At 72.3% G+C, this 20,982-nt stretch carries 23 protein-coding genes and 1 tRNA gene; 10 read left to right on the top strand and 14 right to left on the bottom strand.

Translation table 11 applies throughout. From position 1 onward, the window contains the following. Nucleotides 1-46: 46 nt before the first annotated feature. Nucleotides 47-1,159 (bottom strand): substrate-binding domain-containing protein, encoded by a 1,113-nt coding sequence (locus Q6348_RS03820; RefSeq protein ID WP_304599993.1) that lies wholly within the window; start codon nucleotides 1,157-1,159, stop codon nucleotides 47-49. Nucleotides 1,160-1,205: 46 nt separating this feature from the next. After that, a complete protein-coding gene (gene mtnA, locus Q6348_RS03815) occupies nucleotides 1,206-2,243 on the bottom strand; it encodes an S-methyl-5-thioribose-1-phosphate isomerase (RefSeq protein WP_304599992.1) in 1,038 nt (345 codons plus the stop codon). A 165-nt stretch (nucleotides 2,244-2,408) separates the two neighbouring features. Here mtnA and Q6348_RS03810 point away from each other — a divergent pair, with 165 nt between their 5' ends. The 5 genes from Q6348_RS03810 (at nucleotide 2,409) to Q6348_RS03790 (ending at nucleotide 7,217) form a co-directional block, all read left to right on the top strand. After that, nucleotides 2,409-3,125, top strand: coding sequence for a GntR family transcriptional regulator (locus Q6348_RS03810; RefSeq protein ID WP_304599991.1), 717 nt, complete (start codon nucleotides 2,409-2,411; stop codon nucleotides 3,123-3,125). Between the two features lie 93 nt (nucleotides 3,126-3,218). Then, nucleotides 3,219-5,174, top strand: a complete 1,956-nt coding sequence (locus tag Q6348_RS03805) for a bifunctional aldolase/short-chain dehydrogenase (protein ID WP_304599990.1) — start codon at nucleotides 3,219-3,221, stop codon at nucleotides 5,172-5,174. Nucleotides 5,175-5,229: 55 nt separating this feature from the next. Continuing rightward, nucleotides 5,230-5,592 (top strand): cupin domain-containing protein, encoded by a 363-nt coding sequence (locus Q6348_RS03800; protein ID WP_304599989.1) that lies wholly within the window; start codon nucleotides 5,230-5,232, stop codon nucleotides 5,590-5,592. 84 nt (nucleotides 5,593-5,676) lie between these two features. Beyond that, a complete protein-coding gene (gene lsrF / locus Q6348_RS03795; protein ID WP_304599988.1) occupies nucleotides 5,677-6,561 on the top strand; it encodes a 3-hydroxy-5-phosphonooxypentane-2,4-dione thiolase in 885 nt (294 codons plus the stop codon). Beyond that, nucleotides 6,561-7,217 carry a class II aldolase/adducin family protein gene (locus tag Q6348_RS03790; RefSeq protein ID WP_304599987.1) on the top strand — a complete coding sequence of 219 codons (657 nt, stop codon included), beginning with the start codon at nucleotides 6,561-6,563 and terminating at the stop codon, nucleotides 7,215-7,217. Before lsrF ends, Q6348_RS03790 begins: the two co-directional genes overlap by 1 nt. Nucleotides 7,218-7,337: 120 nt before the next feature. On the opposite strand, the gene pflA is transcribed toward Q6348_RS03790, so the two are convergent. Both pflA and Q6348_RS03780 read right to left on the bottom strand, forming a co-directional pair. Then, complete coding sequence (gene pflA, locus Q6348_RS03785) at nucleotides 7,338-8,207, bottom strand: pyruvate formate-lyase-activating protein (protein ID WP_304599986.1); 870 nt, start codon at nucleotides 8,205-8,207, stop codon at nucleotides 7,338-7,340. A gap of 64 nt (nucleotides 8,208-8,271) precedes the next feature. Then, nucleotides 8,272-8,865, bottom strand: a complete 594-nt coding sequence (locus Q6348_RS03780; RefSeq protein WP_304599985.1) for a DUF1684 domain-containing protein — start codon at nucleotides 8,863-8,865, stop codon at nucleotides 8,272-8,274. Nucleotides 8,866-9,090: 225 nt separating this feature from the next. Between Q6348_RS03780 and Q6348_RS03775 the strand changes: the two genes are divergently transcribed. The 3 genes from Q6348_RS03775 (at nucleotide 9,091) to Q6348_RS03765 (ending at nucleotide 11,946) form a co-directional block, all read left to right on the top strand. Beyond that, entirely contained in the window at nucleotides 9,091-10,113 is a 1,023-nt protein-coding gene (locus tag Q6348_RS03775; RefSeq protein ID WP_304599984.1) for an LLM class flavin-dependent oxidoreductase, read from the top strand. A gap of 136 nt (nucleotides 10,114-10,249) precedes the next feature. Then, entirely contained in the window at nucleotides 10,250-11,833 is a 1,584-nt protein-coding gene (locus tag Q6348_RS03770) for a sodium-dependent transporter (protein ID WP_304599983.1), read from the top strand. Next, entirely contained in the window at nucleotides 11,830-11,946 is a 117-nt protein-coding gene (locus Q6348_RS03765; protein ID WP_304599982.1) for a methionine/alanine import family NSS transporter small subunit, read from the top strand. Before Q6348_RS03770 ends, Q6348_RS03765 begins: the two co-directional genes overlap by 4 nt. Nucleotides 11,947-12,069: 123 nt before the next feature. Here Q6348_RS03765 and Q6348_RS03760 read toward each other — a convergent pair. Continuing rightward, nucleotides 12,070-12,157, bottom strand: a tRNA-Ser gene (locus Q6348_RS03760). Between the two features lie 137 nt (nucleotides 12,158-12,294). On the opposite strand from Q6348_RS03760, the gene Q6348_RS03755 reads away from it, so the two are divergent. Further along, on the top strand, nucleotides 12,295-13,167 hold the full coding sequence (locus tag Q6348_RS03755) for a Sir2 family NAD-dependent protein deacetylase (protein WP_304601907.1): 873 nt from the start codon (nucleotides 12,295-12,297) through the stop codon (nucleotides 13,165-13,167). 3 nt (nucleotides 13,168-13,170) lie between these two features. Here the strand turns inward: Q6348_RS03755 and Q6348_RS03750 are convergent, their stop codons facing one another. Next, a complete protein-coding gene (locus tag Q6348_RS03750) occupies nucleotides 13,171-13,548 on the bottom strand; it encodes a carboxymuconolactone decarboxylase family protein (RefSeq protein ID WP_304599981.1) in 378 nt (125 codons plus the stop codon). A gap of 69 nt (nucleotides 13,549-13,617) precedes the next feature. Next, the gene (tadA, locus tag Q6348_RS03745; RefSeq protein ID WP_304601906.1) at nucleotides 13,618-14,049 is read right to left on the bottom strand and encodes a tRNA adenosine(34) deaminase TadA; all 432 of its coding nucleotides are present in this window, start codon (nucleotides 14,047-14,049) and stop codon (nucleotides 13,618-13,620) included. Between the two features lie 100 nt (nucleotides 14,050-14,149). Here tadA and upp point away from each other — a divergent pair, with 100 nt between their 5' ends. Continuing rightward, complete coding sequence (upp, locus tag Q6348_RS03740; RefSeq protein ID WP_304599980.1) at nucleotides 14,150-14,785, top strand: uracil phosphoribosyltransferase; 636 nt, start codon at nucleotides 14,150-14,152, stop codon at nucleotides 14,783-14,785. Nucleotides 14,786-15,283: 498 nt separating this feature from the next. On the opposite strand, the gene Q6348_RS03735 is transcribed toward upp, so the two are convergent. Genes Q6348_RS03735 through idi form a run of 7 tightly spaced genes read right to left on the bottom strand, consistent with a single transcriptional unit; the run spans nucleotide 15,284 to nucleotide 20,953 of the window. Next, a complete protein-coding gene (locus Q6348_RS03735; RefSeq protein WP_304601905.1) occupies nucleotides 15,284-16,120 on the bottom strand; it encodes a prenyltransferase in 837 nt (278 codons plus the stop codon). A gap of 38 nt (nucleotides 16,121-16,158) precedes the next feature. Then, complete coding sequence (locus Q6348_RS03730) at nucleotides 16,159-16,464, bottom strand: lycopene cyclase domain-containing protein (RefSeq protein WP_304599979.1); 306 nt, start codon at nucleotides 16,462-16,464, stop codon at nucleotides 16,159-16,161. Then, the gene (locus Q6348_RS03725) at nucleotides 16,461-16,796 is read right to left on the bottom strand and encodes a lycopene cyclase domain-containing protein (RefSeq protein ID WP_304599978.1); all 336 of its coding nucleotides are present in this window, start codon (nucleotides 16,794-16,796) and stop codon (nucleotides 16,461-16,463) included. Before Q6348_RS03725 ends, Q6348_RS03730 begins: the two co-directional genes overlap by 4 nt. Continuing rightward, nucleotides 16,793-18,424, bottom strand: a complete 1,632-nt coding sequence (gene crtI, locus Q6348_RS03720; RefSeq protein WP_304599977.1) for a phytoene desaturase family protein — start codon at nucleotides 18,422-18,424, stop codon at nucleotides 16,793-16,795. Before crtI ends, Q6348_RS03725 begins: the two co-directional genes overlap by 4 nt. Beyond that, on the bottom strand, nucleotides 18,421-19,317 hold the full coding sequence (locus tag Q6348_RS03715) for a phytoene/squalene synthase family protein (RefSeq protein WP_304599976.1): 897 nt from the start codon (nucleotides 19,315-19,317) through the stop codon (nucleotides 18,421-18,423). The genes crtI and Q6348_RS03715 overlap by 4 nt, the downstream gene beginning before the upstream one ends. Continuing rightward, complete coding sequence (locus Q6348_RS03710; RefSeq protein ID WP_304599975.1) at nucleotides 19,314-20,423, bottom strand: polyprenyl synthetase family protein; 1,110 nt, start codon at nucleotides 20,421-20,423, stop codon at nucleotides 19,314-19,316. Before Q6348_RS03710 ends, Q6348_RS03715 begins: the two co-directional genes overlap by 4 nt. After that, the gene (gene idi, locus Q6348_RS03705; RefSeq protein ID WP_304599974.1) at nucleotides 20,420-20,953 is read right to left on the bottom strand and encodes an isopentenyl-diphosphate Delta-isomerase; all 534 of its coding nucleotides are present in this window, start codon (nucleotides 20,951-20,953) and stop codon (nucleotides 20,420-20,422) included. Before idi ends, Q6348_RS03710 begins: the two co-directional genes overlap by 4 nt. Between the last annotated feature and the right edge of the window lie 29 nt (nucleotides 20,954-20,982).

Below are 20,982 nucleotides of genomic sequence, written 5' to 3'. Positions count from 1 at the left end.
GGGTGACGTGCAGGGGGCGTGTGCGCCACCCGCCACGGCAGTCTGGTCAGAACGTGACCGACGGGATCCAGTCGGCGCCGGAGACATCGGAGATGTTCAGGGCCGGCTCAGCCGCTCGGAGGTCGTCCATGTTCTTGATGTTGTTCTTCCGCAGGAAGTCCTGGGTGACCAGGATCGGCGGGAAGTCCACCGTCGCACCCTTCGGCAGCTCGCCCGCCATGTGAAGGAAGAGCGTCCGAGTCACGGCCGCGCCGATGGCGTTCGGGTCGGTGGCACCGGTGGCCACCCACTGGCTCCCGTCGGCCGTCATCAGCTCGATGTCCGCGGTGGAGATGTCCGCGCCGTACACCTTGATGCCGCTCGCGATGTCCGGGTTCTGCTCGAGGGCCGAGAGCGTGCCCTTCGTGAACTCGTCGTAGGGCGCGTAGATCGCCACGACGTCGGGGTGCGACTTCAGGGCGCTGGAGACCATCGGAGCGGTGTCGGTCGCCGTGGAGTTGGTGAACGAACCGGTGTAGAACATCTGCTGCCAGTTGTTCGCCTCGAGCGCGGCGCGCCACACCTTGTCACGTCGGTCGAGCGGCGCGATCCCCGCGACGTTGACGTATCCGACCTTCTGGTCCTTGCCGATGTCCTTGAGCATCTGGTCGAGCACGAGGCCGGCCATGTCCTTGTCCGACTGCTGCGTCTGCACGGCGTCGGGTGCGCAGGACTGGATCTCCACGTCGTAGATCACGACGGGGATGCCCTTCTGGATCGCGGCGTTCACGCCCGGGCACAGGGTGTCCGGGTACCCGTGGCGCACGATGATGCCGTCCACGCCCGACGCGATCGCCTGGTCGAGCTGGCTCGCCTGGGTCGCGTTGTCACCCTGGGCGTCGTACACGTCGAGCTTGACGTCCAGAGCCTTGGCCTGCTGGCGCGTGCCGTTGAGGTACTGCTGGAAGTAGTCGCCCTGTCCGCTCTGCTGGACGATCGCGATGCGCACGGGACCGTCGAAGGGCGGGGGTGCGTCCGCGCTGACCTGGGTGGTGGTGCCCTGGTCTGTCGTGCTCGACGACGCGGAGGTCGGGTCGCTGGCGGTGCCCTGGCTGCAGGCGGCCAGTGCGAGCAACGACGCCCCGGTGATCGCCGCCATCAGGACCTTGCTGTTCCTCATGGTGCTCCTCTCCTCGCGCGGCGACGGTGCCGCACGTGTTGGTCGGTCAGCCCGCGATCCGCGCGAGCAGCTCCGGATGGGGGGTGGTGGCCGGCTCGACGACGCCGCGCTCGGTGACGACCGCGCTGATGAGGTCGTGCGGCGTGACGTCGAAGGCGGGGTTGAACCCGATCGCCTCGGGCGGGGCCGTGCGGCGCCCACCAAAGGCCGTGACCTCGGTGGGGTCACGCTCCTCGATCACGATCTCGGCACCGGTCGGGGTGCCCAGGTCGACCGTGGAGAAGGGTGCGGCGACGACGAACGGGATGCCCGCCCGCCGGCACGCCAGCGCGAGGGCGACCGAACCGACCTTGTTGGCGGTGTCGCCGTTGGCGGTGATCCGGTCGGCGCCGATGATCGCGACGTCGACCAGGCCCCGCAGGATCGTGCTGGAGGCCGCGCCGTCGACCTGGACGACGTGGTCGATCCCGTCCTGGGTCAGCTCCCAGCTGGTCAACCGGGCACCCTGGAGCAGCGGCCGCGTCTCGTCGGCATAGACCATCTCCAGGGCGCCGCGGTCGTGCAGCTCGTGGATGATGCCGTACGCCGTGCCCCAGGCGGTGGTCGCCAGCGCGCCCGTGTTGCAGTGCGTGACCACACGCACGCGCTCCTTGCCGGTGCGGGCGAGGATCCAGTCCGCGCCCAGGCGCGAGAGCTCGCGGTTGGCGGCGCCGTCCTCGGCGATGAGGGCGCGTGCCTCCGCGAGCACCGCGGCCACGCCCATCGGGATCGCGGGCCGGACCCGGTCGACCCCCCAGGCGAGGTTGACCGCGGTGGGGCGCGCGTCCCGCACGCGGTCGACCTGTGCGGCGAGCGTCGCCTCGTCCCATCCTTCGGTCTCGGCCTGGAGCATCGCGACGACGACGCCCAGGGCGCCGACCGCTCCGAGTGCCGGCGCGCCGCGGACCGCGAGGGTGCTGATCGCGTCGACGAGCGCGTCCACGGTCGTCACCTCGAGCATGACCTCGGCCTCGGGCAGCCGGGTCTGGTCGATCAGACGGATCATCGGCCGCGGCGAGTCGAGCCATTCCACTGCGAGGACCACGAGGACTCCTTCGAACTACGTTGTCCGACAACTGGTGGCACGCTAGGGCCGTACCGGATAGGTTGTCAATCAACCGTGACCGAACTGTCACCTCTCGGGGGCCTCCGCCTGTAGCCTGTGCGCAAGCGGACGAGGGCCCGCCCGGACCGCTCCGAGGAGGACTCCATGGCGCGCACCGGCACCCTGGTGACGCGGGTCGCAGAGGACCTGCGCAGCCGACTCGCCGCCGGCGACCTGCCGCCCGGCTCCCGCCTGCCCACCGAGACCGAGCTCAGCGCCGAGTTCCGGGTCTCGCGACCCACGGTGCGCGCCGCGCTGCGCGAGCTCGAGGCCCTCGGGATGGTGCGCACGCAGCACGGCGTGGGCACCTTCGTCGCCGCTCCCCCGGCGATCCGTGCGGGCCTGGAGCGGATGGACTCGATCACCGAGTCCATCCGCGCGACCGGTCGTGAGCCCGGCATGGTCTACGCGAGCCGCGTCGTGCGCCCCGTGCTGCCTGAAGAGGCTGCTCAGATGGGTGTTCCGGTCGACACGCAGGCCCTGGAGATCCGTCGCACGATCCTGGCCGACGGCGAGGTCGTCGCCTACTCCTACGACCTCATGCCGATGGCGGTGCTGCCCGAGGGATTCGATCCGCAGACCTTGGACGGCTCGATCTTCGGCTTCTTCCGCGGCAGGCTCGGGATCTCGCCCGACCATGGCGTCGCCGAGATCCACGCGGTGACGTCGAACCACGTCGGCTGGGGTGCGGAGGCCGCGACGCACAACCTCTTCGTGCTGCTCGTGCAGAAGCACTACGACAAGGCGGACGCCCTCCTGCTGTACTCACGGACGTACTTCATCGAGGGCCGCTACTCGTTCACCATCGTCCGACGAGGCTGATCTCAGCCGCGCGGCCCTGCTGGGCCCTTGACGTCAGGCGATCTGCTGCTACGTTGTCTGACAACTCATCGGATGTTGTCAGGAAGGTGCAGCATGCGCGGCCGTGGTGATGATGCCACCTCACAACTCCTGGACGCGCTGGTCCACGTCTCGCGGACGCTCGGCTCCGATCCGAGGCTCGTGCTGCACGGGGGTGGCAACACCTCGGTGAAGACCACCACCGCGGACCTCACGGGTGCGCCGCAGGAGCTGCTGTGGATCAAGGGCTCCGGGCACGACCTGGCGGGAATCGGCCCCGAGGGCTTCGCACCACTGCGCCTGGCGCGGCTGCGTGCGCTCCTGCCGCCGACCGAGATCACCGACCTCGAGCTGGCCAACGAGCTGCGCTGCGCGAGCGTGGACGCCGGGGCACCCGACCCGTCCGTCGAGACCCTCGTGCACGCCCTGGTGCCGCACACCTGCGTCCTGCACTCGCACGCGGACGCGATCCTCGCGCTCACGCACAGCCCCGACGGCCGGGCCCTCGTCGAGCGGCTCTACGGCGACCGCGTCGTCGTGGTGCCGTACGCCCAGCCGGGCCAGGCGCTGGCCGCCGCCTGCCAAGAGGCATGGCAGGAGCAGGCGCACGACGGCACCGAGGGGATCGTCGTGCTCGACCACGGCATCTTCGCGTTCGGGGACGACCCGGCACAGGCCCTCGAGCGGCACACCGCCCTGCTCGCACTCGCCGACGCGCACCTCGCCGCTGCCCCGGCGCTGCCCGAGGTCCCCACCCCGCCCGCCCCCGCCGTGGATCCGGTGGCGGTGGCACGCCTCCGGTCCGAGCTCTGCGCCGTGGCCGGGCGACCGATGGTGCTCACGCGCAGCGCGGACGAGCACGTCCGCCGGTTCCTCGCCACCCCCGAGCTGGTGGACGCGACCCGGCACGGGCTCCTCACGCCCGACCACGTGCTGTGGACCAAGCGCCTCCCGCTGGTCGGTGACGACCTGGCGGGATACGCCGCGGCCTACCGCGAGTACGTCGACGAGCACGCCGCCCGGAGCGGGATCACGGTCACACCCCTGGACCCCGCTCCGCGCGTCGTGCTCGACCCTGCGCTCGGCATGATCACCGCGGGTCGAACCGCGGCCGAGGCGCGCGCGACCCAGGCGATATACCGCCACACCATGGACACCATCGCGGCGGCCACCCGGCTCGGCGGGTACCGCGAGCTGTCCGCCGAGCACGTCTTCGACCTCGAGTACTGGTCGCTCCAGCAGGCCAAGCTCCACCGCTCCCGCCCGGCGGGGCCGCTGGCCGGAACGGTGGCCGTGGTCACCGGTGCGGCCTCGGGCATCGGCCGGGCGGCAGCAGCGGCCCTGCTGGACGCCGGCACGAGCGTGGTCGGCTGGGACCTCTCGCCCGATGTCGCGACGACGTTCGACGGCCCCGCGTGGCTCGGCCTGCAGGTGGACGTCACCGACCCGGACGCCGTCCGGGGGGCGCTGGCAGCCGGGGTGGATGCGTTCGGCGGCCTCGACATCCTGGTGGTCGCAGCAGGGATCTTCCCCGGGGCCGCGCACCTCGACGAGCTCGAGCCGAGTGCCTGGCGCCGCACCATGGCCGTCAACGTGGACTCGGTGGCGTACCTGTACGGTGCCGCGCACCCGCTGCTCGCCCTGGCGCCGCGGGGCGGCCGCGTGGTGGTGATCGCATCCAAGAACGTGCCGGCCCCCGGGCCCGGGGCCGCCGCGTACTCCTCCTCGAAGGCCGCCTTGACCCAGCTCTCGCGCGTCGCGGCTCTCGAGTGGGCGGGCGACGGCATCCGCGTCAACATGCTCCACCCGGACGCCGTGTTCGACACCGGTCTGTGGACGCCGGAGCTGCTGGCCGCGCGCGCCGAGCACTACGGCATGTCGGTCGAGGAGTACAAGCGCCGCAACATGCTGCACGCCGAGGTGACCAGCGCGGACGTCGGCCGGCTCGTGGTCGCGATGGCCGACGACACGTTCCGCTGCACCACCGGCGCCCAGGTGCCCATCGACGGCGGCAACGAGCGGGTGATCTGACCCCCGTCCGCCCGCGCCCACCCACCCGACGGAGGAAACCGTGCACGAAGCCTCGATGGCCGCCCCCGACTACCGCAACGGAGACTGGGGGCCGGCGTACCTCATCCAGACCCCGAGCAGCGACCTGGGTGTCCTGCGCCTGGGCCCGGGTGATGCGATGCCCAACCACCTGCACCGGCACTGCGACGAGTCGTTCGTGGTCCTGGAAGGGCGCGCGAGCCTGTGGGTGGACGCGGCCACCCGCCACGACATGACCACGGAGACCGTGTTCCGCTGCGTGCCCGGCGAGATGCACTACCTGGTCAACGACTCCGACGCGCCCTTCCGCTGCCTCTTCATCAAGTCGCCGGCGAGCCCGGGCGACACCGTCACCGTGCCGTGGACCCCCGGCGAGCCTGCACCTGTCCCACCCGCCTGACACCCCGGGGCCGGGAACGGCCCACCCCCCTGCCGGCGCAGCCGGCGACCAGCCGGCGGCACGTCGCCGCAGAAAGGACTCGAGATGGCTGATCTCGACAGCACCGTCGCCGCCAAGGACTTCGGCCTCGGCACCCCTCAGACCGTCCCCGCCTCGCCCGTCAAGGGGAGCGACCAGCTCGACTTCGGCATGCGGCACCGCCTCGGGCGGATCTTCTCCCCCGCCGGCCGCACCGTGATGCTCGCCTTCGACCACGGCTACTTCCAGGGCCCGACGCGGGGCCTGGAGCGCGTCGACCTCAACGTCGTGCCGCTCGCGCCCTGGGCCGATGCGCTGATGGCCACGCGCGGCATCATCCGCACCGTGGTGCCCGCGGCCAGCCCGAACGCCCTCGTGCTGCGCGCGTCCGGCGGCCCGTCGATCCTCAAGGAGCTCTCGAACGAGCGGATCGCCATGGACATGGCAGACGCCGTGCGGATCGACGCGGCGGCGGTCGCGGTCCAGGTGTTCATCGGCGGCGAGAACGAGACGCAGTCGGTGCACAACATGACCCGACTGGTCGACCAGGGCCTGGCCACCGGCATCCCGGTGGTCGGCGTGACCGCGGTCGGCCGCGAGCTCACGCGCGACGCCCGGTACCTGGGCCTGGCCACCCGGATCATCGCCGAGCTCGGTGCGCAGATCGTCAAGACGTACTACTGCGAGGAGGACTTCTCCGACGTCACGGCCGGCTGCCCTGTCCCGGTGATCATGGCCGGCGGCAAGAAGCTCCCGGTGGCCGACGCCCTGACGATGGCGTGGCGTGCCGTGGACCAGGGCGCCTCCGGCGTCGACATGGGCCGCAACATCTTCCAGCGCCAGGACCCGACGGCGATGATCCAGGCCGTCCGTGCCGTCGTGCACGACGGCGCCTCGCCCGCTGAGGCGACCGAGATGTACGCGGACCTGTCCGGCGGGAAGCAGGACTGATGGCTGCGACGACCGGGAGCACGGAGGAGGAGCTGCGCGAGCAGGTCGTCCGGGTCGGCCGGGCGATGTGGGAGCGCGGGCTGGTGTCGGCCAACGACGGCAACGTGTCCGTCCGGCTGACCGACGGGTCGGTGCTGTGCACCCCGACCGGCGTCTCCAAGGGCTTCATGACCGCGGACATGCTCCCGGTCGTCGCACTCGACGGGACGACCCTGCGCGGCAGCCTGCGCCCGTCGTCCGAGGTGCTCATGCACCTGCGGGCCTACCTGGAGGACCCGGGGGTGGGCGCCGTGGTGCACGCCCACCCCCTGTACGCGACCGCCTTTGCGATCAAGGGCGAGGCGCTGACCGGCCTGATGATGCCGGAGAGCGTCGTGGCGATGCCCGAGGTGCCGCTCGCGCCCTACGCCACGCCGTCGACCCAGGAGGTGCCGGACTCGATCGCGCCGTTCGTGCGCACCCACACCGGTTGCCTCCTGGAGCACCACGGTGCGCTGACCTGGGGGCCGGACCTCATGACGGCGTACCTGGCGATGGAGCGTCTCGAGTACAGCGCGCAGATCACCGTGCTGACCCGCCAGATCGACGGTGAGCGCCAGCTCAGCCCGGAGCGCGTCGCTGCCGTGCGCCACCGGTTCAACATCCCCACCCCCTGACCCATCCCCACCCCGCGTGATCAAGGAATTCGTGCCCACTTCCCGCAGGCTGGTGAACACGACTTCCTTGATCACCGTGTGTGGTGGGCTTGAGTTCCTTGATCAGGCTCAGGGGAGGAGTCAGTAGACCTGGAGGGCGTGGCAGCGGAACTGGGCACGGACGCGCTCGACGAGCTCCGGGGTTGGGGGCTGGACACCCTCCAGCTCATAGGTCAGCCCCAGCGACGCCCACTTGTCGCGGCCCATCTGGTGGAACGGGAGCACCTCGACGCGCGTCACGCTGGACAGGCTCGCGGCATACTCGGCGACCGCCTCGACGTTCGCCTCGTCGTCGGTGAGCCCGGGGACCAGGACGAACCGGATCCAGATCTCGGTGCCCGACTCCGCGAGACGGCGGCCGAACTCGAGCGTCGGCGCCAGCTCGCGCCCGGTCACCCGGCGGTACGTCTCCGGGATGCCGGACTTCACGTCCAGGAGCACCAGGTCGATGTCGGCCAGCATCTCGTCGCTGACGTGCGCACCCAGGAACCCGGACGTGTCGACCGCCGTGTGCAGCCCCAGCTCCTTGGCGCCGCGGAGCAGCCTCGCCGTGAACGCCGGCTGCATGAGCGGCTCACCGCCGGACACCGTCAGGCCGCCCTTGGTGGCCCGGAGCACCCCCGCGTACCGCTTCAGCCGCGCGAGCACCTCGGTCGCCGTGACCGGCTCGCCCCGACGCATCTCCATCGTGTCGGGGTTGTGGCAGTACAAGCAGCGCAGCGGGCAGCCGGACAGGAACGCGGTGAGGCGGGTCCCCGGGCCGTCAACCGCGGTGACCAGCTCCCACGAGTGCACGGAGCCGAGCTCACCGGCGCGCATCTGCGCGAACCGCTCGGACCGGTCCAGCTCGGCGGACGCCAACCCCGCGGTACCCGAGGTCGCCCGCACGCTCGACCCGCCCACGACGGGCACGTCGAGGGTGACGATCGGTGCGCCCTGGAGATCGGCCATGTCTCCACTGTGCAGGAGCCGCACCGCGAAATCATGGGACGTTTGGACCGAACGTCCCGGACGGTCAGGACTGGACCTGCTCACCCACCGGAACGGCGGCATCGAGCCGGTTCCCGGCACCCGGCAGCGGGCACACCCACGCCGGGTCGTACGCGCAGGACGGCGGGTAGGCGAAGTTCAGGTCGATCACCAGGTCCCGCCGGCCACCGCCGAGGTCCGCGCCCTTGGCGGTGTCCAGCACGTAGCGCCCACCCCCGTAGGTGGTGTCGCCCGACGTCGCGTCGCGCAGCGGCACGAAGACCCCGCCGCCGTACACCGCCAACCACCACACGTCGAGGCCGCCGAGGTCCCCCAGCTGCACGCGCCCGACGCGGTCCTGGCTGACCAGCCCGTCCGTCGGTGTGCTGACCGACCGCACCTCGTCCGCGGTCGCCAACACGGGCACGACGAAGCGGTAGGCGGGGTCGTAGGGCCAGGTGCGGAGCCGGAATTCGGCCCTCGCGGCGGTCGGGACCGGCGACTGCGGGTGATCACGCAGGAGCGTCTCACGCCCCGCGCACCAGAGCGCGTGCCCATCGGCGGGCTCCGCCGTCGCGCGCACCTCGGCGTACAACGACGCGACGCTCCGCCGCCAGTCCAGCAGGGACAGCGCGTCCATCAGCCAACACTCCGTCACAGGCGCCGGGCCGGCAACCGGAGCCGCTCGGCACACCGCACCGCCGACCCCCGCCCCACCGACCCACGGCCGGCGGGTGTACCTGCAGTCGAACGGTGCACCCGCAGGCACACCGGTCGACTGCAGGTGCGCCTCTCGGCAGCGGCGGTGCGAGGCACCCCGCGCCCCGCACGGGAATCCCCCGCCGATGCGGGTGTTGTACGGGACGTGAAGCGCATCGGATTCCTGTCCTTCGGGCACTGGACGCCGTCCGCGGCGTCGCGCACCCGCACCGCGTCGGACGCGCTGACGCAGTCCATCGAGCTGGCGGTGGCCGCCGAAGAGCTGGGGGCCGACGGCGCGTACTTCCGGGTGCACCACTTCGCCCGGCAGCTGGCCTCACCGTTCCCGCTCCTGGCCGCCGTCGGTGCACGCACGAGCCGCATCGAGATCGGCACCGCGGTGATCGACATGCGCTACGAGAACCCGCTGTACATGGCGGAGGACGCCGGGGCCGCTGACCTGATCGCGGGCGGCCGGCTCCAGCTCGGCATCAGCCGTGGCTCACCGGAGCAGGTGGTCGACGGCTACCGCTACTTCGGTCACCTCCCTCCCACGGGGGAGTCGGACGCGGACATGGCGCGGGAGAGGGCCGAGCGCCTCCTCGAGCTGCTGCGCGGCGAGGGCTTCGCCGAGCCCAGCCCGCGCCCGATGTTCCCCAACCCGCCCGGCCTGCTGCGCCTCGAGCCGCACTCCGAGGGACTGCGGGACCGGATCTGGTGGGGGTCGGCAACCAACGCGACGGCGCAGTGGGCCGCCCGCCTGGGCATGAACCTGCAGAGCTCCACACTCAAGTTCGACGAGTCCGGCAAGCCGTTCCACGTCCAGCAGGCCGAGCAGATCCAGGCATTCCGCGACGCCTGGGCCGAGGCCGGGCACGAGCGCGAGCCGCGCGTGTCGGTCAGCCGCAGCATCTTCGCCCTGACCGACGACCGCGACCGGCTGTACTTCGGCCGCAGCGACGAGGACCGCGACCAGATCGGCATGATCGACGAGCAGACCCGCGCGATCTTCGGGCGGTCGTACGCGGCCGAACCCGACGTGCTGGTCGAACAGCTGCGAGCCGACGAGGCCGTCGCCGCGGCCGACACCCTGCTGCTCACCGTCCCCAACCAGCTGGGCGTCGACTACAACGCGCACGTCCTCGAGTCGATCCTGGAGCACGTCGCACCCGCGCTCGGTTGGCGCTGACCCCCTCGATCGCCTCTTCTCGGCCGAACCCTGTTCCGAGAGCCCGGGCGCTCCCCCACCGTCCACATGGTCGAAGGGCCCTCGGCGTCGCCGGCGTGCCTCGGTAGGGTTCCGCTCCACGAGAGAAGGGATCCACGTGGCGGACACTGGCGCGGAACAGGCGGGCACGGCACCAGCCCGGGAGCAGTGGTCGGGGCAGCTCGGCTTCATCCTGTCGGCGATCGGATCCGCCGTGGGCCTGGGCAACATCTGGCGGTTCCCTGGGGTCGCCTACGAGAACGGCGGTGGCGCGTTCCTCATCCCGTACCTGGTGGCGCTGCTGACCGCCGGCATCCCGATCCTGCTGCTCGACTACTCGATCGGGCACCGGTTCCGCGGGGCCGCCCCGACGTCGTTCCGTCGGCTGACCCGGCGCGCCGAGGGGCTCGGCTGGTTCCAGGTGGGCGTGAGCTGGGTGATCATCCTCTACTACACGGTGATCATCGCGTGGGCGGCCAGCTACATGGTGTTCGCCGCGAACCTCGCGTGGGGGGACGACCCGGGAGGCTTCTTCTCCGACTTCCTGCACCTGCCGGAGGCCACGACGGTGTCCACCCAGGTGGTGCCCGGGGTGCTCATCCCCCTGGTGCTGGTCTGGGTGGTCGCGATTGCGGTGCTGTCGCTGGGGGTGCAGCGCGGGCTGGAGCGCGCCAACGTGGTCTTCATCCCGCTGCTCGTGGCGATGTTCGCGGCGATCGTGGTGCGCGCCGTGACACTGCCCGGCGCGCTGGACGGGCTCACGGCGTTCTTCACGCCGGACTGGCCCGCGCTGCGGGACCCGCAGGTGTGGATCGCCGCCTACGGGCAGATCTTCTTCTCGCTGTCGATCGCGTTCGGCATCATGATCACCTACTCCTCCTACCTGCGCCGACGTGCGAACCTCACCTCGACGGGCCTGGTGGTCGGGTTCGCGAACTCCTCGTTCGAACTGCTCGCCGGGATCGGGGTGTTCAGCGCCCTGGGGTTCATGGCCGCCCAGCAGGGCGTCGGCGTGGCCGACCTGGACACCGTCGCGGGGGTCGGCCTGGCGTTCGTGGCGTTCCCGCAGATCCTGTCCATGATGCCGGGCGGGCCGGTGTTCGGGGTGCTGTTCTTCGGCGCCCTGATGCTGGCAGGGATGACCTCGCTGCTGTCGATCCTGCAGGTGGTCTCCGCCGCGTTCCAGGAGAAGCTCGGCTGGACCTCGCGGCAGGCGGCGCTCCGGCTGGGCAGCCTCGCCGCCGTTCTCTCCGTCGCGCTGTTCTCCACCCGGTCCGGCCTGCTCACGCTCGACGTGGTGGACAAGTACGTCAACGACGTCGGCGTGGTGGGGTCCGCCGTGGTGACGACGCTGCTGCTCGGCCTCGGGCTGCGCCGGCTGCGCGAGATGCAGGCACACCTCAACGGCCGTCCCGGGCTCTCGCTCGGTGCGTGGTGGCGTGCGCTCGTCGGGATCGTGGTCCCGCTGGTGCTCGGATACATCCTCATCACCGGCGTGCACACCCTGCTGGTGACGCACTACGGCGACTACCCGGGGTGGTTCCTCGGCTGGTTCGGCTGGGGGACGCTGTCGGTTGCCGGAGGGGTCGCCGTGATCATGACCCTCGTCCGGTGGCGGCGGGACGTGGACGACTTCACGCCGGACCCGCTCCCCGAGCTCGCGGGAGGCCGAGACACGACGCTGCGAGGGAGAGCACGATGACACCGACCGCGATCACGTTCCTGGTGCTGAGCGTCACGATCATCTGGGGCGGCCTGGCCGCCAGCATCGTGCTGCTGCGCCGTGACACCCGCGCCGACGACGAGCGGGACTGAACCCCGCGGGCCGGCCACCGCGCTCCACGGCGACCTGAGGCGGAGACACCCGGTCAGGCCGACGACGAAACGGGCCGAACCCATAGGTCCGGCCCGTTTCCGATCTCCTGAGAGATCACAGCGCGGTAGCGGTGGGATTCGAACCCACGGTGGGCTCATCACCCACACACGCTTTCGAGGCGTGCTCCTTTGGCCGCTCGGACACGCTACCTCGCGGGCGAGGATACCCGAGCGGACGGGGCCGGCGACAATCCCGGGGCCGGCGGGCTCGAGCGGCAGGTCGGGTGCCCCCGGCACCCCGCCCGGTGTGGCGCCTCGCGGCCGCGCACCTACCCTGGCACCGTGCGCCTGCCCGAGCCCGCCGTCCCGACCCTCGGCCTGGTCGACGGCATCGCGGCGGCGACGCGCGTGCTCACCGGGCTACGGATCGCAGCGCTGACCGGCGCGGGCATCTCGACCGACTCCGGCATCCCCGACTACCGCGGCCCGGACTCGCCCCCGCGCACCCCGATGACCTTCCAGCAGTTCGTCTCCGACCCAGCGTTCCGCCGCACCTACTGGGCCCGCAACCACGTCGGTTGGCGGCACGTGCACCGCACCCACCCCAACCCGGGGCACGTCGCGCTGGCGGACCTCGAGGGGCGGGGCGTGCTGGTGGGGCTGATCACCCAGAACGTCGACCGGCTGCACCGCCAGGCCGGCAGCCGGCGTGTGGTGGACCTGCACGGCACGTACGCCGACGTCGTGTGCCTCGCCTGCGGCGCGCGCACCACGCGGGACGCGCTGGCCCGTCGCCTCGAGGCGCTCAACCCCGGCTTCGCGGAGCGTGCCACCGTCGAGGACGTCGAGATCGCGCCCGACGCCGACGCCGTCATCGCCTCCACGGAGGGGTTCGTCGTGGCCGACTGCGAGCGCTGCGGCGGCACGCTCAAACCGGACATCACGTACTTCGGCGAGAACGTGCCGCCGGACCGCGTCGCCCGCGCCTACGCGATCGTCGACGACGCGGAGGCACTCCTCGTGGCCGGCAGCTCGCTGGCCGTGCTCAGCGGGCTACGGTTCGTCCGCCACGCCGCGAGGGCGGGCAAGCCCGTGGTGGTGGTCAACCGGGGCCGGACCCGGGGCGACGACGTCGCGACCGTGCGCGTGCATGCCGGGACCTCGCAGGTGCTGCCGGCGCTGGCGGAGACGCTGCCGGCCCCGCACCCGGCCACGCGGTGACGATCACGCCGTGACGCTCACCCCGTGCTCGGTGTCGTAGAACTCGCAGAAGGCGTCGTACGCGCGTGGGGCGTAGATGCTCGCCGGGCCACCACCCATGAGGAACGTGACCGCGAGCGCGTCGGCGCACTGCTCCTTGGTCGCACCCGCGCGCACCGCACCGCGGCTGTGCGACGCGATGCAGCCGTCGCACTGCTCGATCACCGCGATCGCGACGGCGATGAGCTCCTTGGTCGCGGTGTCCAGCCCCTCGCCGGCCGCGAACGCCGCGTGGTGCAGCTCGCGGAAGCCGGTGTAGACGTCGGGGATCGCGTGGCGGAGGTTCCGGGTCAGCGGGTTGAGGTCGTCGAGGACCGTCTTGCCATGCCTGTGCTCGGTCATGACCCCCTTCATACTCCGGCCGGCGGCCGAGCGGGAGGGCGCGCGTCGTCCCGACCCGGCCGCTGGGCGTCAGCGCTGCGCGTCGAAGAACTCCCGGAGCAGGGTCCCGCACTCGTCGGCGAGCACGCCGCCGACGACCTCGGTCCGGTGGTTCAGACGCGGGTCGCGCACGAGGTCGTGCACCGACCCGCACGCGCCCGCCTTGGGATCCCACGCGCCGAGCACCAGCCGAGGGACGCGTGCCAGCACGATCGCCCCTGCGCACATGGCGCACGGTTCGAGCGTGACCACCAGGGTGCAGCCCTCCAGCCGCCACGTCCCCAGGGCGGCCGACGCAGCGCGCAGGGCGAGCACCTCGGCGTGCGCCGTAGGATCGCCGGTCGCCTCCCGGGCGTTGTGCCCGCGACCCACCACCCGGTCGTCGCCATCCAGCACGACAGCCCCGACCGGCACGTCGCCCGTGGCCGGCGACCGGCGCGCCTCGGCCAGCGCGAGGGTCATCGCCGCGGCATCGCGATCATGCTGGGTCCGCACGCGTCAACTCTGGCAGAGCACCGCCGCGCCGCACCGCGGCCGCTCCGTCAGCCGGTAGGTTTCCCCCATGCGCTTGCACGTCGCCGACCACCCGCTCATCGCCCACAAGCTCACGCTGCTGCGGGATGTCGAGACACCGTCCGCGACGTTCCGGCAGCTGGTCGAGGAGCTGGTCACGCTCCTGGCCTACGAGGCGACGCGAGACGTGCGCACCGAGCCGCGCGACATCGTCACGCCGGTCGCCCCCACCACCGGGACGCACCTGGCTGCGCCCAAGCCGATGGTGGTACCGATCCTGCGTGCGGGGCTCGGGATGCTCGAGGGCATGTCCCGCCTGCTTCCCACGGCGGAGGTCGGCTTCCTCGGCCTGCAGCGTGACGAGGAGACGCTCCAGGCGATCACCTACGCCAACCGTCTGCCCGACGACCTGTCCGGTCGGCAGTGCTACGTGCTGGATCCGATGCTCGCCACCGGAGGCACGCTGGTCGCCAGCATCGACTACCTCTTCGAGCGCGGCGCGACCGACGTGACCTGCATCTGTCTCCTGGCTGCGCCGGAGGGCATCGCGACGGTGGAGCAGCACGTCGGCGAGCGGGCCGACGTGCGCGTGGTGGTCGCCGCGGTGGATGAGCGCCTGAACGAGAAGGGCTACATCGTGCCCGGGCTCGGAGACGCCGGGGACCGGCTCTACGGCGTGGTGTGACCACACGGGGCGGCGGCTCCCCCGGCACGCGTGCCCGCCGGTGCGGCGTACCCCACCCGGTATAGCCCGCCTGTCAAACCACCTATGACTCCGCGGCCACGCGTCTGCGGTACCGGCCGGACGGGTGAAAGCGTGTCCGATTTGTGGCATCTGACCTGGTCAGATGCCTCCACGGTCCCACCATGCGAGACTGATCACGGAACCGCCTTGGCGTCCGCGGCCAGGACAGCGCACACTGATGCCATGACTTCCGTCAGGGAGCACATGACAGCGGGCATGCCTCACCCACCATGTGTTCCCCGGCGGGTCATGGATGACGATCGAGCGTGAGGGGCTGGGGGGCCGCGCACAGCTCTTCGTCATCCGTGGTGCCGACCCCAGTGGTCGGCGCCGAGACCGTCCTGGTCCGCTCGGGGGATGCCGACTCAGGACGCGCGCTGCCGGGTCGCGTGTACTCCTCCGCGACCCGGCAGCGCATTCTCGTGAACGACGGCCAGGTCACCGCCAGACCGCCCAGATCAGCAGCATCGTGACCGCGAACCCCACGACGTAGTTGGCCACCAGGAACTGCTGCCAACCGCGGTGCGCGGCGTCGGCGCGCTCGTCCGGCACCGACCGGAACGGCCACGCCAGACCGACGTAGGGGAGCACGAGCGCCGCGGCGAGCGGTCCGGGCCACGCCGTCGTCAGGAGCAGCGCGCCGGCCAGCACCCACAGGCCCACGGCGAGCCGGACGGTCCGCGCCGCACCCAGCACCGTGGCGACCGACCCGATACCTGCCTCGCGGTCCGCGACGACGTCCTGGACCGCGCCGAAGGCCTGGCTGGCCATCCCCCACGCGAAGAACGCAGCCAGCACCGTCCACCCGGTCCGGCCGATCGGCTCGCCCACCAGGACCAGCCCGTACAGCGCAGGGGACACGAAGTGCGTGCTCGACGTCATCGAGTCGAGGACCGGACGCTCCTTGAAGCGCAGGCCCGGTGCCGAGTAGGCGACCACCGCGAACAGGGACACCCCCAGCACCACCGCGGCGGCCCCCGAGCCCTGCGCGAGGAGCCACACCACGAACGGCACCGGCAGCAGCGCGGCCGACCACAGCGTCGCGCGGTGCACGCGCACGTCCAGCAACGCGCCCTCCACGCCGCCCTTGCGCGGGTTGCGCAGGTCCGACTCGTGATCGAACACGTCGTTGATCCCGTACATCAGCAGGTTGTACGGCACCAGGAAGAACAGCACGCCGACGACGAACCGGACGTCCACCCCGCCGCCGGCCATCAGGTACGCCGCGCCGAAGGGATAGGCGGTGTTGACCCAGGACAGCGGACGGGACGCCATCACGAGCTGGCGCAGCAGACCTGGGGACGTCTCGACGCTCACCGACGGGCCTCCCGGTCCAGGAGCCGCCACAGGGCCGGGAGCAGCAGAGCGGCCGCCACGGCGTAGGCGAAGTCCTCCACCGGCGCGACCCCCAGCCGCACCCCGAGGGTCCGCGCCGGGTCGTAGCCCACGATCCCGGCCGCCACGATCACATTGTCGAACACTGCGGTGAGCGCCACCAGCACCAGGAGGCACGCCACGACCACCGCCCAGTTCGGGCCCCCCGTGCGGCGCCGCACCAGCAGGAGCACCCCGAGCGCCACCGCCAGGAACGGCACGGCCAGCAGCAGGTACGCGATCACTCCCCCGCCCCCGCTCCGCGCCGGGCACGGCGCACCCGCTCCGCAACTGCGGCGAGCACCAGCGCCAGGTGGCACAGCAGGAGGAGAAAGCCGACCTCCTCGATCGGCAGCTCGGGCGCCAGGCGAACCCCGGACTGGTACGGCCCGTCCCCGACGAAGAAGATCCTCAGCCCGATCCCGGCCAGGTCCCAGACCAGGAAGAACCCCACGCCGATCGTCAGGACGGCCAGGGCACGCAACGGAGCAGCGAACACCACCAGACGGTGGCGACGGTCGAGCACGAGCATCCCCGCGATCGAGACGAGGAGCACCGCGGCGTAGGCGAACCTCACGAACCGGCCGTCCGGTCGGAGACCGCGCGGGTGGGGGCCGGCTCAGGGAGCGGTCCGGTCGAGGTGTCCCCCCGCAGCCGCTTGATCACGAGCTCGGCGCTGATCAGGCACATCGGCACCCCGATCCCGGGGATGACGGACCCGCCCGCGTACAGCAGCCCAGCCACACGGCGCGAAGCGTTCCCCGCGCGGAACATCGCCGACTGCCGCAGGGTGTGGGCCGGCCCGAGCGCGGTCCCTCGCCAGGCCCGCAGGTCGCGCGCCCAGTCGGCGGGCCCCACGGTGCGGCGCACCACGATGCGCTCGGCGAGGTCCGGGACGTGCGCCCAGTCGGCGACCTGAGCGATCGCCTCGTCCGCGACGGCCTCGACCCACGGGTCCCCGGCGCGGTCCACGCCCCCGCCCCCCAGCTCGACGTCCGCCGGGACGGGCACCAGGATCACCAGGTTCTCGTGGCCGTCCGGGGCCGCACCGGAGTCGGTGGCCGAGGTTCGCGACACGTACACCGAGGTCGGGTCGGGCATCGGGGCCGGTCGGCGGGCGCGGCGATCGAAGATCAGGTCGAACGTCGCGTCCCACTCGTGCGCGAGGAACAGCGAGTGGTGTGCCAGCTGGGGCAGGGCGCCCCGCACGCCGAGGTAGACCATCACCGCGCTGGGCCCAGGGACCTGGCGCCGCCACCACCGTGGCGAGTAGGTCCGTAGCGCGGCGGGCAGCAGCCTCTGCTCCGTCTCCTCGAGGTCGGTCGCCGCGACGACGAGGTCGGCGTCCAGCTGATCCGGTCCCTCGGGCCCGGTGACGGCGACCCCGGTCACGCGCGCCCGCTGCCCCCGGGCGAGCCTGAGCGGTCGGGCCGACCCGTGGGCCGCCGCGGTGGTGATCGAGGTGACCCGGCACCCGGTGCGGATGTCGACGCCCGCGCGCTCGGCGACCCGCCGCAGCGCCTCGATCACCTGGCCGAAACCGCCCTGCGGGTAGAGCACCCCGTCGGCCAGGTCGAGATGGCTCATCAGGTGGTACATGCTCGGCGTCAGGCGGGGCGAGGCGCCCAGGAACACCGCGGGGTACCCGAGGATCTGCCGCAACCGGGTGTCGCGAACCGTCGCGTGGATCCGTGACTCCAGCGAGCGGGTCAGCAACCGTGCCAGCCGCGGCGCACGGCGCAGCACCTCGCGGTTCGCCAGCGGCAGCACTGAGGCGTAGGTGGTGTACAGGAAGTGGCGGAGCGCCATGTGGTACGCCTCGGACGCCGAGTCCAGGTAGCCCCGGATCCGATCGCCTGCGCCCGGCTCGATCGACTCGAACAGCGCCGCCGAGGCCTCGACGTCCGAGTGCACGTCGAGCGGCTCGTACCGCTCGAAGAACGCCCGGTAGGCGGGGTCGAGCGACACGAGGTCCAGCTCGTCGGCGGCGGACGTGCCCATGAGCGCGAAGAAGTGCTCGAACACCTCCGGCATGAGGTACCAGGACGGCCCGATGTCGAACCGGAAGCCGTCGGCCGCCCACACGGACGCACGCCCGCCGACCTCCGCGCGCGCCTCGAGCAGGGTGACCTGGTACCCCTCGCGCGCGAGCAGCGCGGCGCTCGCCAGGCCGGACGCTCCGCCACCGACGACGACCGCCCTCATCGTGACCCCCGCAGCACCGCCGTGGCCGCCACCCTGGCCTTCACCGGCCCGGGGACGGCGACCCTGGACCGCGAGAGCTCGGCTGCCGGCGTCGCCCGGAGCCGCGCAGCCAGCTCGCTGAACAGGCCGAATGCGACGGCCACCGCCCTGCGCGGTCCCGCAGGCAGCGCGGTCAGTGCGGTGCGGGCCACGGCCAGGTCCTCGTCGATGTCGGCCAGAGCCGCCTTCTTCTGCTCCTCGGTGACCGCCCGCGGGTCGATCCCCACCAGGTAGCGCCGACCGAGCACGGCACCGTCCTCAGCCAGGTCACGCAGGAAGTTGATCTTCTGGAACGCGGCCCCCAGCGCCTGGGCCCCCGGCCCGAGCTCCCGGTACATGGTCTCGCGCCACTCGGCGGGCAGGTCGGACAGGAACACCCGCAGGCACATCAGCCCGACCACCTCCGCCGAGCCGTAGATGTAGGTGGCCAGGCTCTCCTCGTCGTGCACGGTCGTGTCCAGGTCCGTGCGCATCGACGCGAAGAAGGGCCTGGTCAGGTCGGTGGTGATGCCGACCTCGCGCGCAGTCCTGGCGAACGCGTGCACGAGCACGTCGGTCGAGTAGCCGGTGGCCATGGCCGCCTCCGTGCGGGCCTCGAGCTCGTCGAGCAGCACTCGAGAGCGCTCGCGGTCCGCACCGGCCTCGGCCGATGCGCCGTCCACCACCTCGTCGGCCAGCCGCACCAACGCGTACACGTCGCGGACGTGGGTCCGCTGAGCACCGGGCAGCAACCGGGTCGCCAGGCCGAAGCTCGTGGAGTACCGGCGCACCAGCACGTCGGCGGCCCGCTGCGCGGTGTCGTCATACAGCGACAGCCGGGTGGCACCCTCGCCGTCCGGCACGACCGGCCTCATCCGGCCTGCCACAACGGCTCCCTCCGGGCCGAGTCGATGTGCCCGACCACGGTGCACAGCGCTTCGGCGATCTGGAGACCGACGACCGCGACGACGTGCGCCACCGCGTCGGGGAGGCGCGAGCACCGGTCCCGGACGTCCGCGAGGTCCCGCTCGACAGCACGCTGCACCAGCACCGGGGCCGGGCACCGCGCCAGTGCCCGCCGCATCCGCGCCGCGGTGAGGTCGTCCAGGTCCGGGCGTCCGAGGCCGTCGGCGAGGTCGCCCCACGCCGACGTGGTCCGCGCGTGCAGGATGAGCGGCGTGCGCTTGCCCTCGCGCAGGTCCGACACGTTCGACTTGCCGGTCTCCGCCTCCGGAGCGAACACCCCGAGCAGGTCGTCGACCAGCTGGAAGGCCCGGCCCAGCAGCCGGCCCTGCTGGTCCAGCTCGGCCACGAGGCCCCCGTCCGCACCCGCGAGCAGGGCGCCGGCGCGCAGCGGCGCGCGGAACGAGTACATCGCGGTCTTGGACTCGGCGATCCGCACGGCGCGGTCCACGCTCGGCGTGATCAACCCGAGCCCGGCGGCGGTGTCCTCCAGCTCGCCGCCGGCCGAGACGTGCAGCGTCTCGTCGAACAGGTCCAGCAGCGCCAGGCGCGTCCCGCGCCCGACGTCCACGCCGGCGAGCAGGCGGTGGGCCTGGGCGAGCGCAAGGTCCCCGGCAAGCACGGCGGCCGCCTGGGCGTAACGGTCCGCCTCCTCGCCGCCTGCCCCGGCGCGGAGCGCGTCGCGACGCATCGTCTCGGCGAGGTTGGGCGCGCCGCGACGGACGGTGTCTCCGTCGATGAGGTCGTCGTGCACGAGGAAAGCGGTGTGCAGCAGCTCGAAGGCGGCCGCCACCGCCACGGCGGCGTCCGGGTTCGGGTCGCCGAGCCCGGCGTGCACCCCCAGCACGAGGCCCGAGCGGAACCGCTTGCCGCCGTGCACGCTTCGCCCGATCTCCTGCCAGAGCAGCGCGTAGCCGGGGCCGTGCACCGCCGCGCGGCGGGTCGCGTCCGCGATCGCGGACTCCAGGAGCAGGTCGACCCGGTGCGGCTGCCCGGTGGGCGCCAGCGCGCGCATCATGGCGCACCCCAGGCGGCGGCCAGGCCCGGCCCGGACTGCACCAGCCACGGGCTGAGCGCCCAGGGAGCGGCCTCGATGGCGGCGAGCAGCTGTGGTACCGGGACCCACAGGTGGTCCATCACCTCGTCCGGGTTCGGCTGCACCCGGCTGCCGCTCGCAGGCGCTGCGACCACCACGGGGCACACCTCGTTCTCCACGATCCCGGAGGCGTCCGTCGCCTGGTAGCGGAAGTCCGGCAGGACGTCGCTGATCCCGGCGAGCTCGAGCCCGAGCTCGAAGGCGGCGCGTCGGCGGACGGCGTCCTCGAGGCCCTCCCCGGGTCCCGGGTGCCCGCAGAAGCTGTTGGTCCACACCCCCGGCCAGGTCCGCTTGGTCAGCGCGCGGCGCGTGACGAGCACGCGACCGTCCGGGTCGATCACATGGCAGGAGAACGCGAGGTGCAGCGGGGTGCACGTCGTGTGCACGTGCGCCTTGTCCGCCGTGCCCGCGGGCGCGCCGTCCTCGTCGAGCAGCACCACCAGCTCGGACATCCGATCCTCGATCCTCGGGAGATACTCAG

The organism is Actinotalea lenta (assembly GCF_030586465.1).
Classification (GTDB): domain Bacteria; phylum Actinomycetota; class Actinomycetes; order Actinomycetales; family Cellulomonadaceae; genus Actinotalea; species Actinotalea lenta.
This window is presented reverse-complemented; position numbering and strand designations above follow the sequence as displayed.

Excerpts from the sequence above, each read along its gene's own strand:
- Q6348_RS03820 (WP_304599993.1), bottom strand. The coding sequence starts at position 1,159 with ATGAGGAACAGCAAGGTCCTGATGGCGGCGATCACCGGGGCGTCGTTG.
- Q6348_RS03810 (WP_304599991.1), top strand. The coding sequence starts at position 2,409 with ATGGCGCGCACCGGCACCCTGGTGACGCGGGTCGCAGAGGACCTGCGC.
- Q6348_RS03805 (WP_304599990.1), top strand. The coding sequence starts at position 3,219 with ATGCGCGGCCGTGGTGATGATGCCACCTCACAACTCCTGGACGCGCTG.
- Q6348_RS03800 (WP_304599989.1), top strand. The coding sequence starts at position 5,230 with ATGGCCGCCCCCGACTACCGCAACGGAGACTGGGGGCCGGCGTACCTC.
- lsrF (WP_304599988.1), top strand. The coding sequence starts at position 5,677 with ATGGCTGATCTCGACAGCACCGTCGCCGCCAAGGACTTCGGCCTCGGC.
- Q6348_RS03790 (WP_304599987.1), top strand. The coding sequence starts at position 6,561 with ATGGCTGCGACGACCGGGAGCACGGAGGAGGAGCTGCGCGAGCAGGTC.
- pflA (WP_304599986.1), bottom strand. The coding sequence starts at position 8,207 with ATGGCCGATCTCCAGGGCGCACCGATCGTCACCCTCGACGTGCCCGTC.
- Q6348_RS03780 (WP_304599985.1), bottom strand. The coding sequence starts at position 8,865 with ATGGACGCGCTGTCCCTGCTGGACTGGCGGCGGAGCGTCGCGTCGTTG.
- Q6348_RS03765 (WP_304599982.1), top strand. The coding sequence starts at position 11,830 with ATGACACCGACCGCGATCACGTTCCTGGTGCTGAGCGTCACGATCATC.
- Q6348_RS03750 (WP_304599981.1), bottom strand. The coding sequence starts at position 13,548 with ATGACCGAGCACAGGCATGGCAAGACGGTCCTCGACGACCTCAACCCG.
- tadA (WP_304601906.1), bottom strand. The coding sequence starts at position 14,049 with ATGACCCTCGCGCTGGCCGAGGCGCGCCGGTCGCCGGCCACGGGCGAC.
- upp (WP_304599980.1), top strand. The coding sequence starts at position 14,150 with ATGCGCTTGCACGTCGCCGACCACCCGCTCATCGCCCACAAGCTCACG.
- Q6348_RS03735 (WP_304601905.1), bottom strand. The coding sequence starts at position 16,120 with ATGGCGTCCCGTCCGCTGTCCTGGGTCAACACCGCCTATCCCTTCGGC.
- crtI (WP_304599977.1), bottom strand. The coding sequence starts at position 18,424 with ATGAGGGCGGTCGTCGTCGGTGGCGGAGCGTCCGGCCTGGCGAGCGCC.
- Q6348_RS03715 (WP_304599976.1), bottom strand. The coding sequence starts at position 19,317 with ATGAGGCCGGTCGTGCCGGACGGCGAGGGTGCCACCCGGCTGTCGCTG.
- Q6348_RS03710 (WP_304599975.1), bottom strand. The coding sequence starts at position 20,423 with ATGATGCGCGCGCTGGCGCCCACCGGGCAGCCGCACCGGGTCGACCTG.
- idi (WP_304599974.1), bottom strand. The coding sequence starts at position 20,953 with ATGTCCGAGCTGGTGGTGCTGCTCGACGAGGACGGCGCGCCCGCGGGC.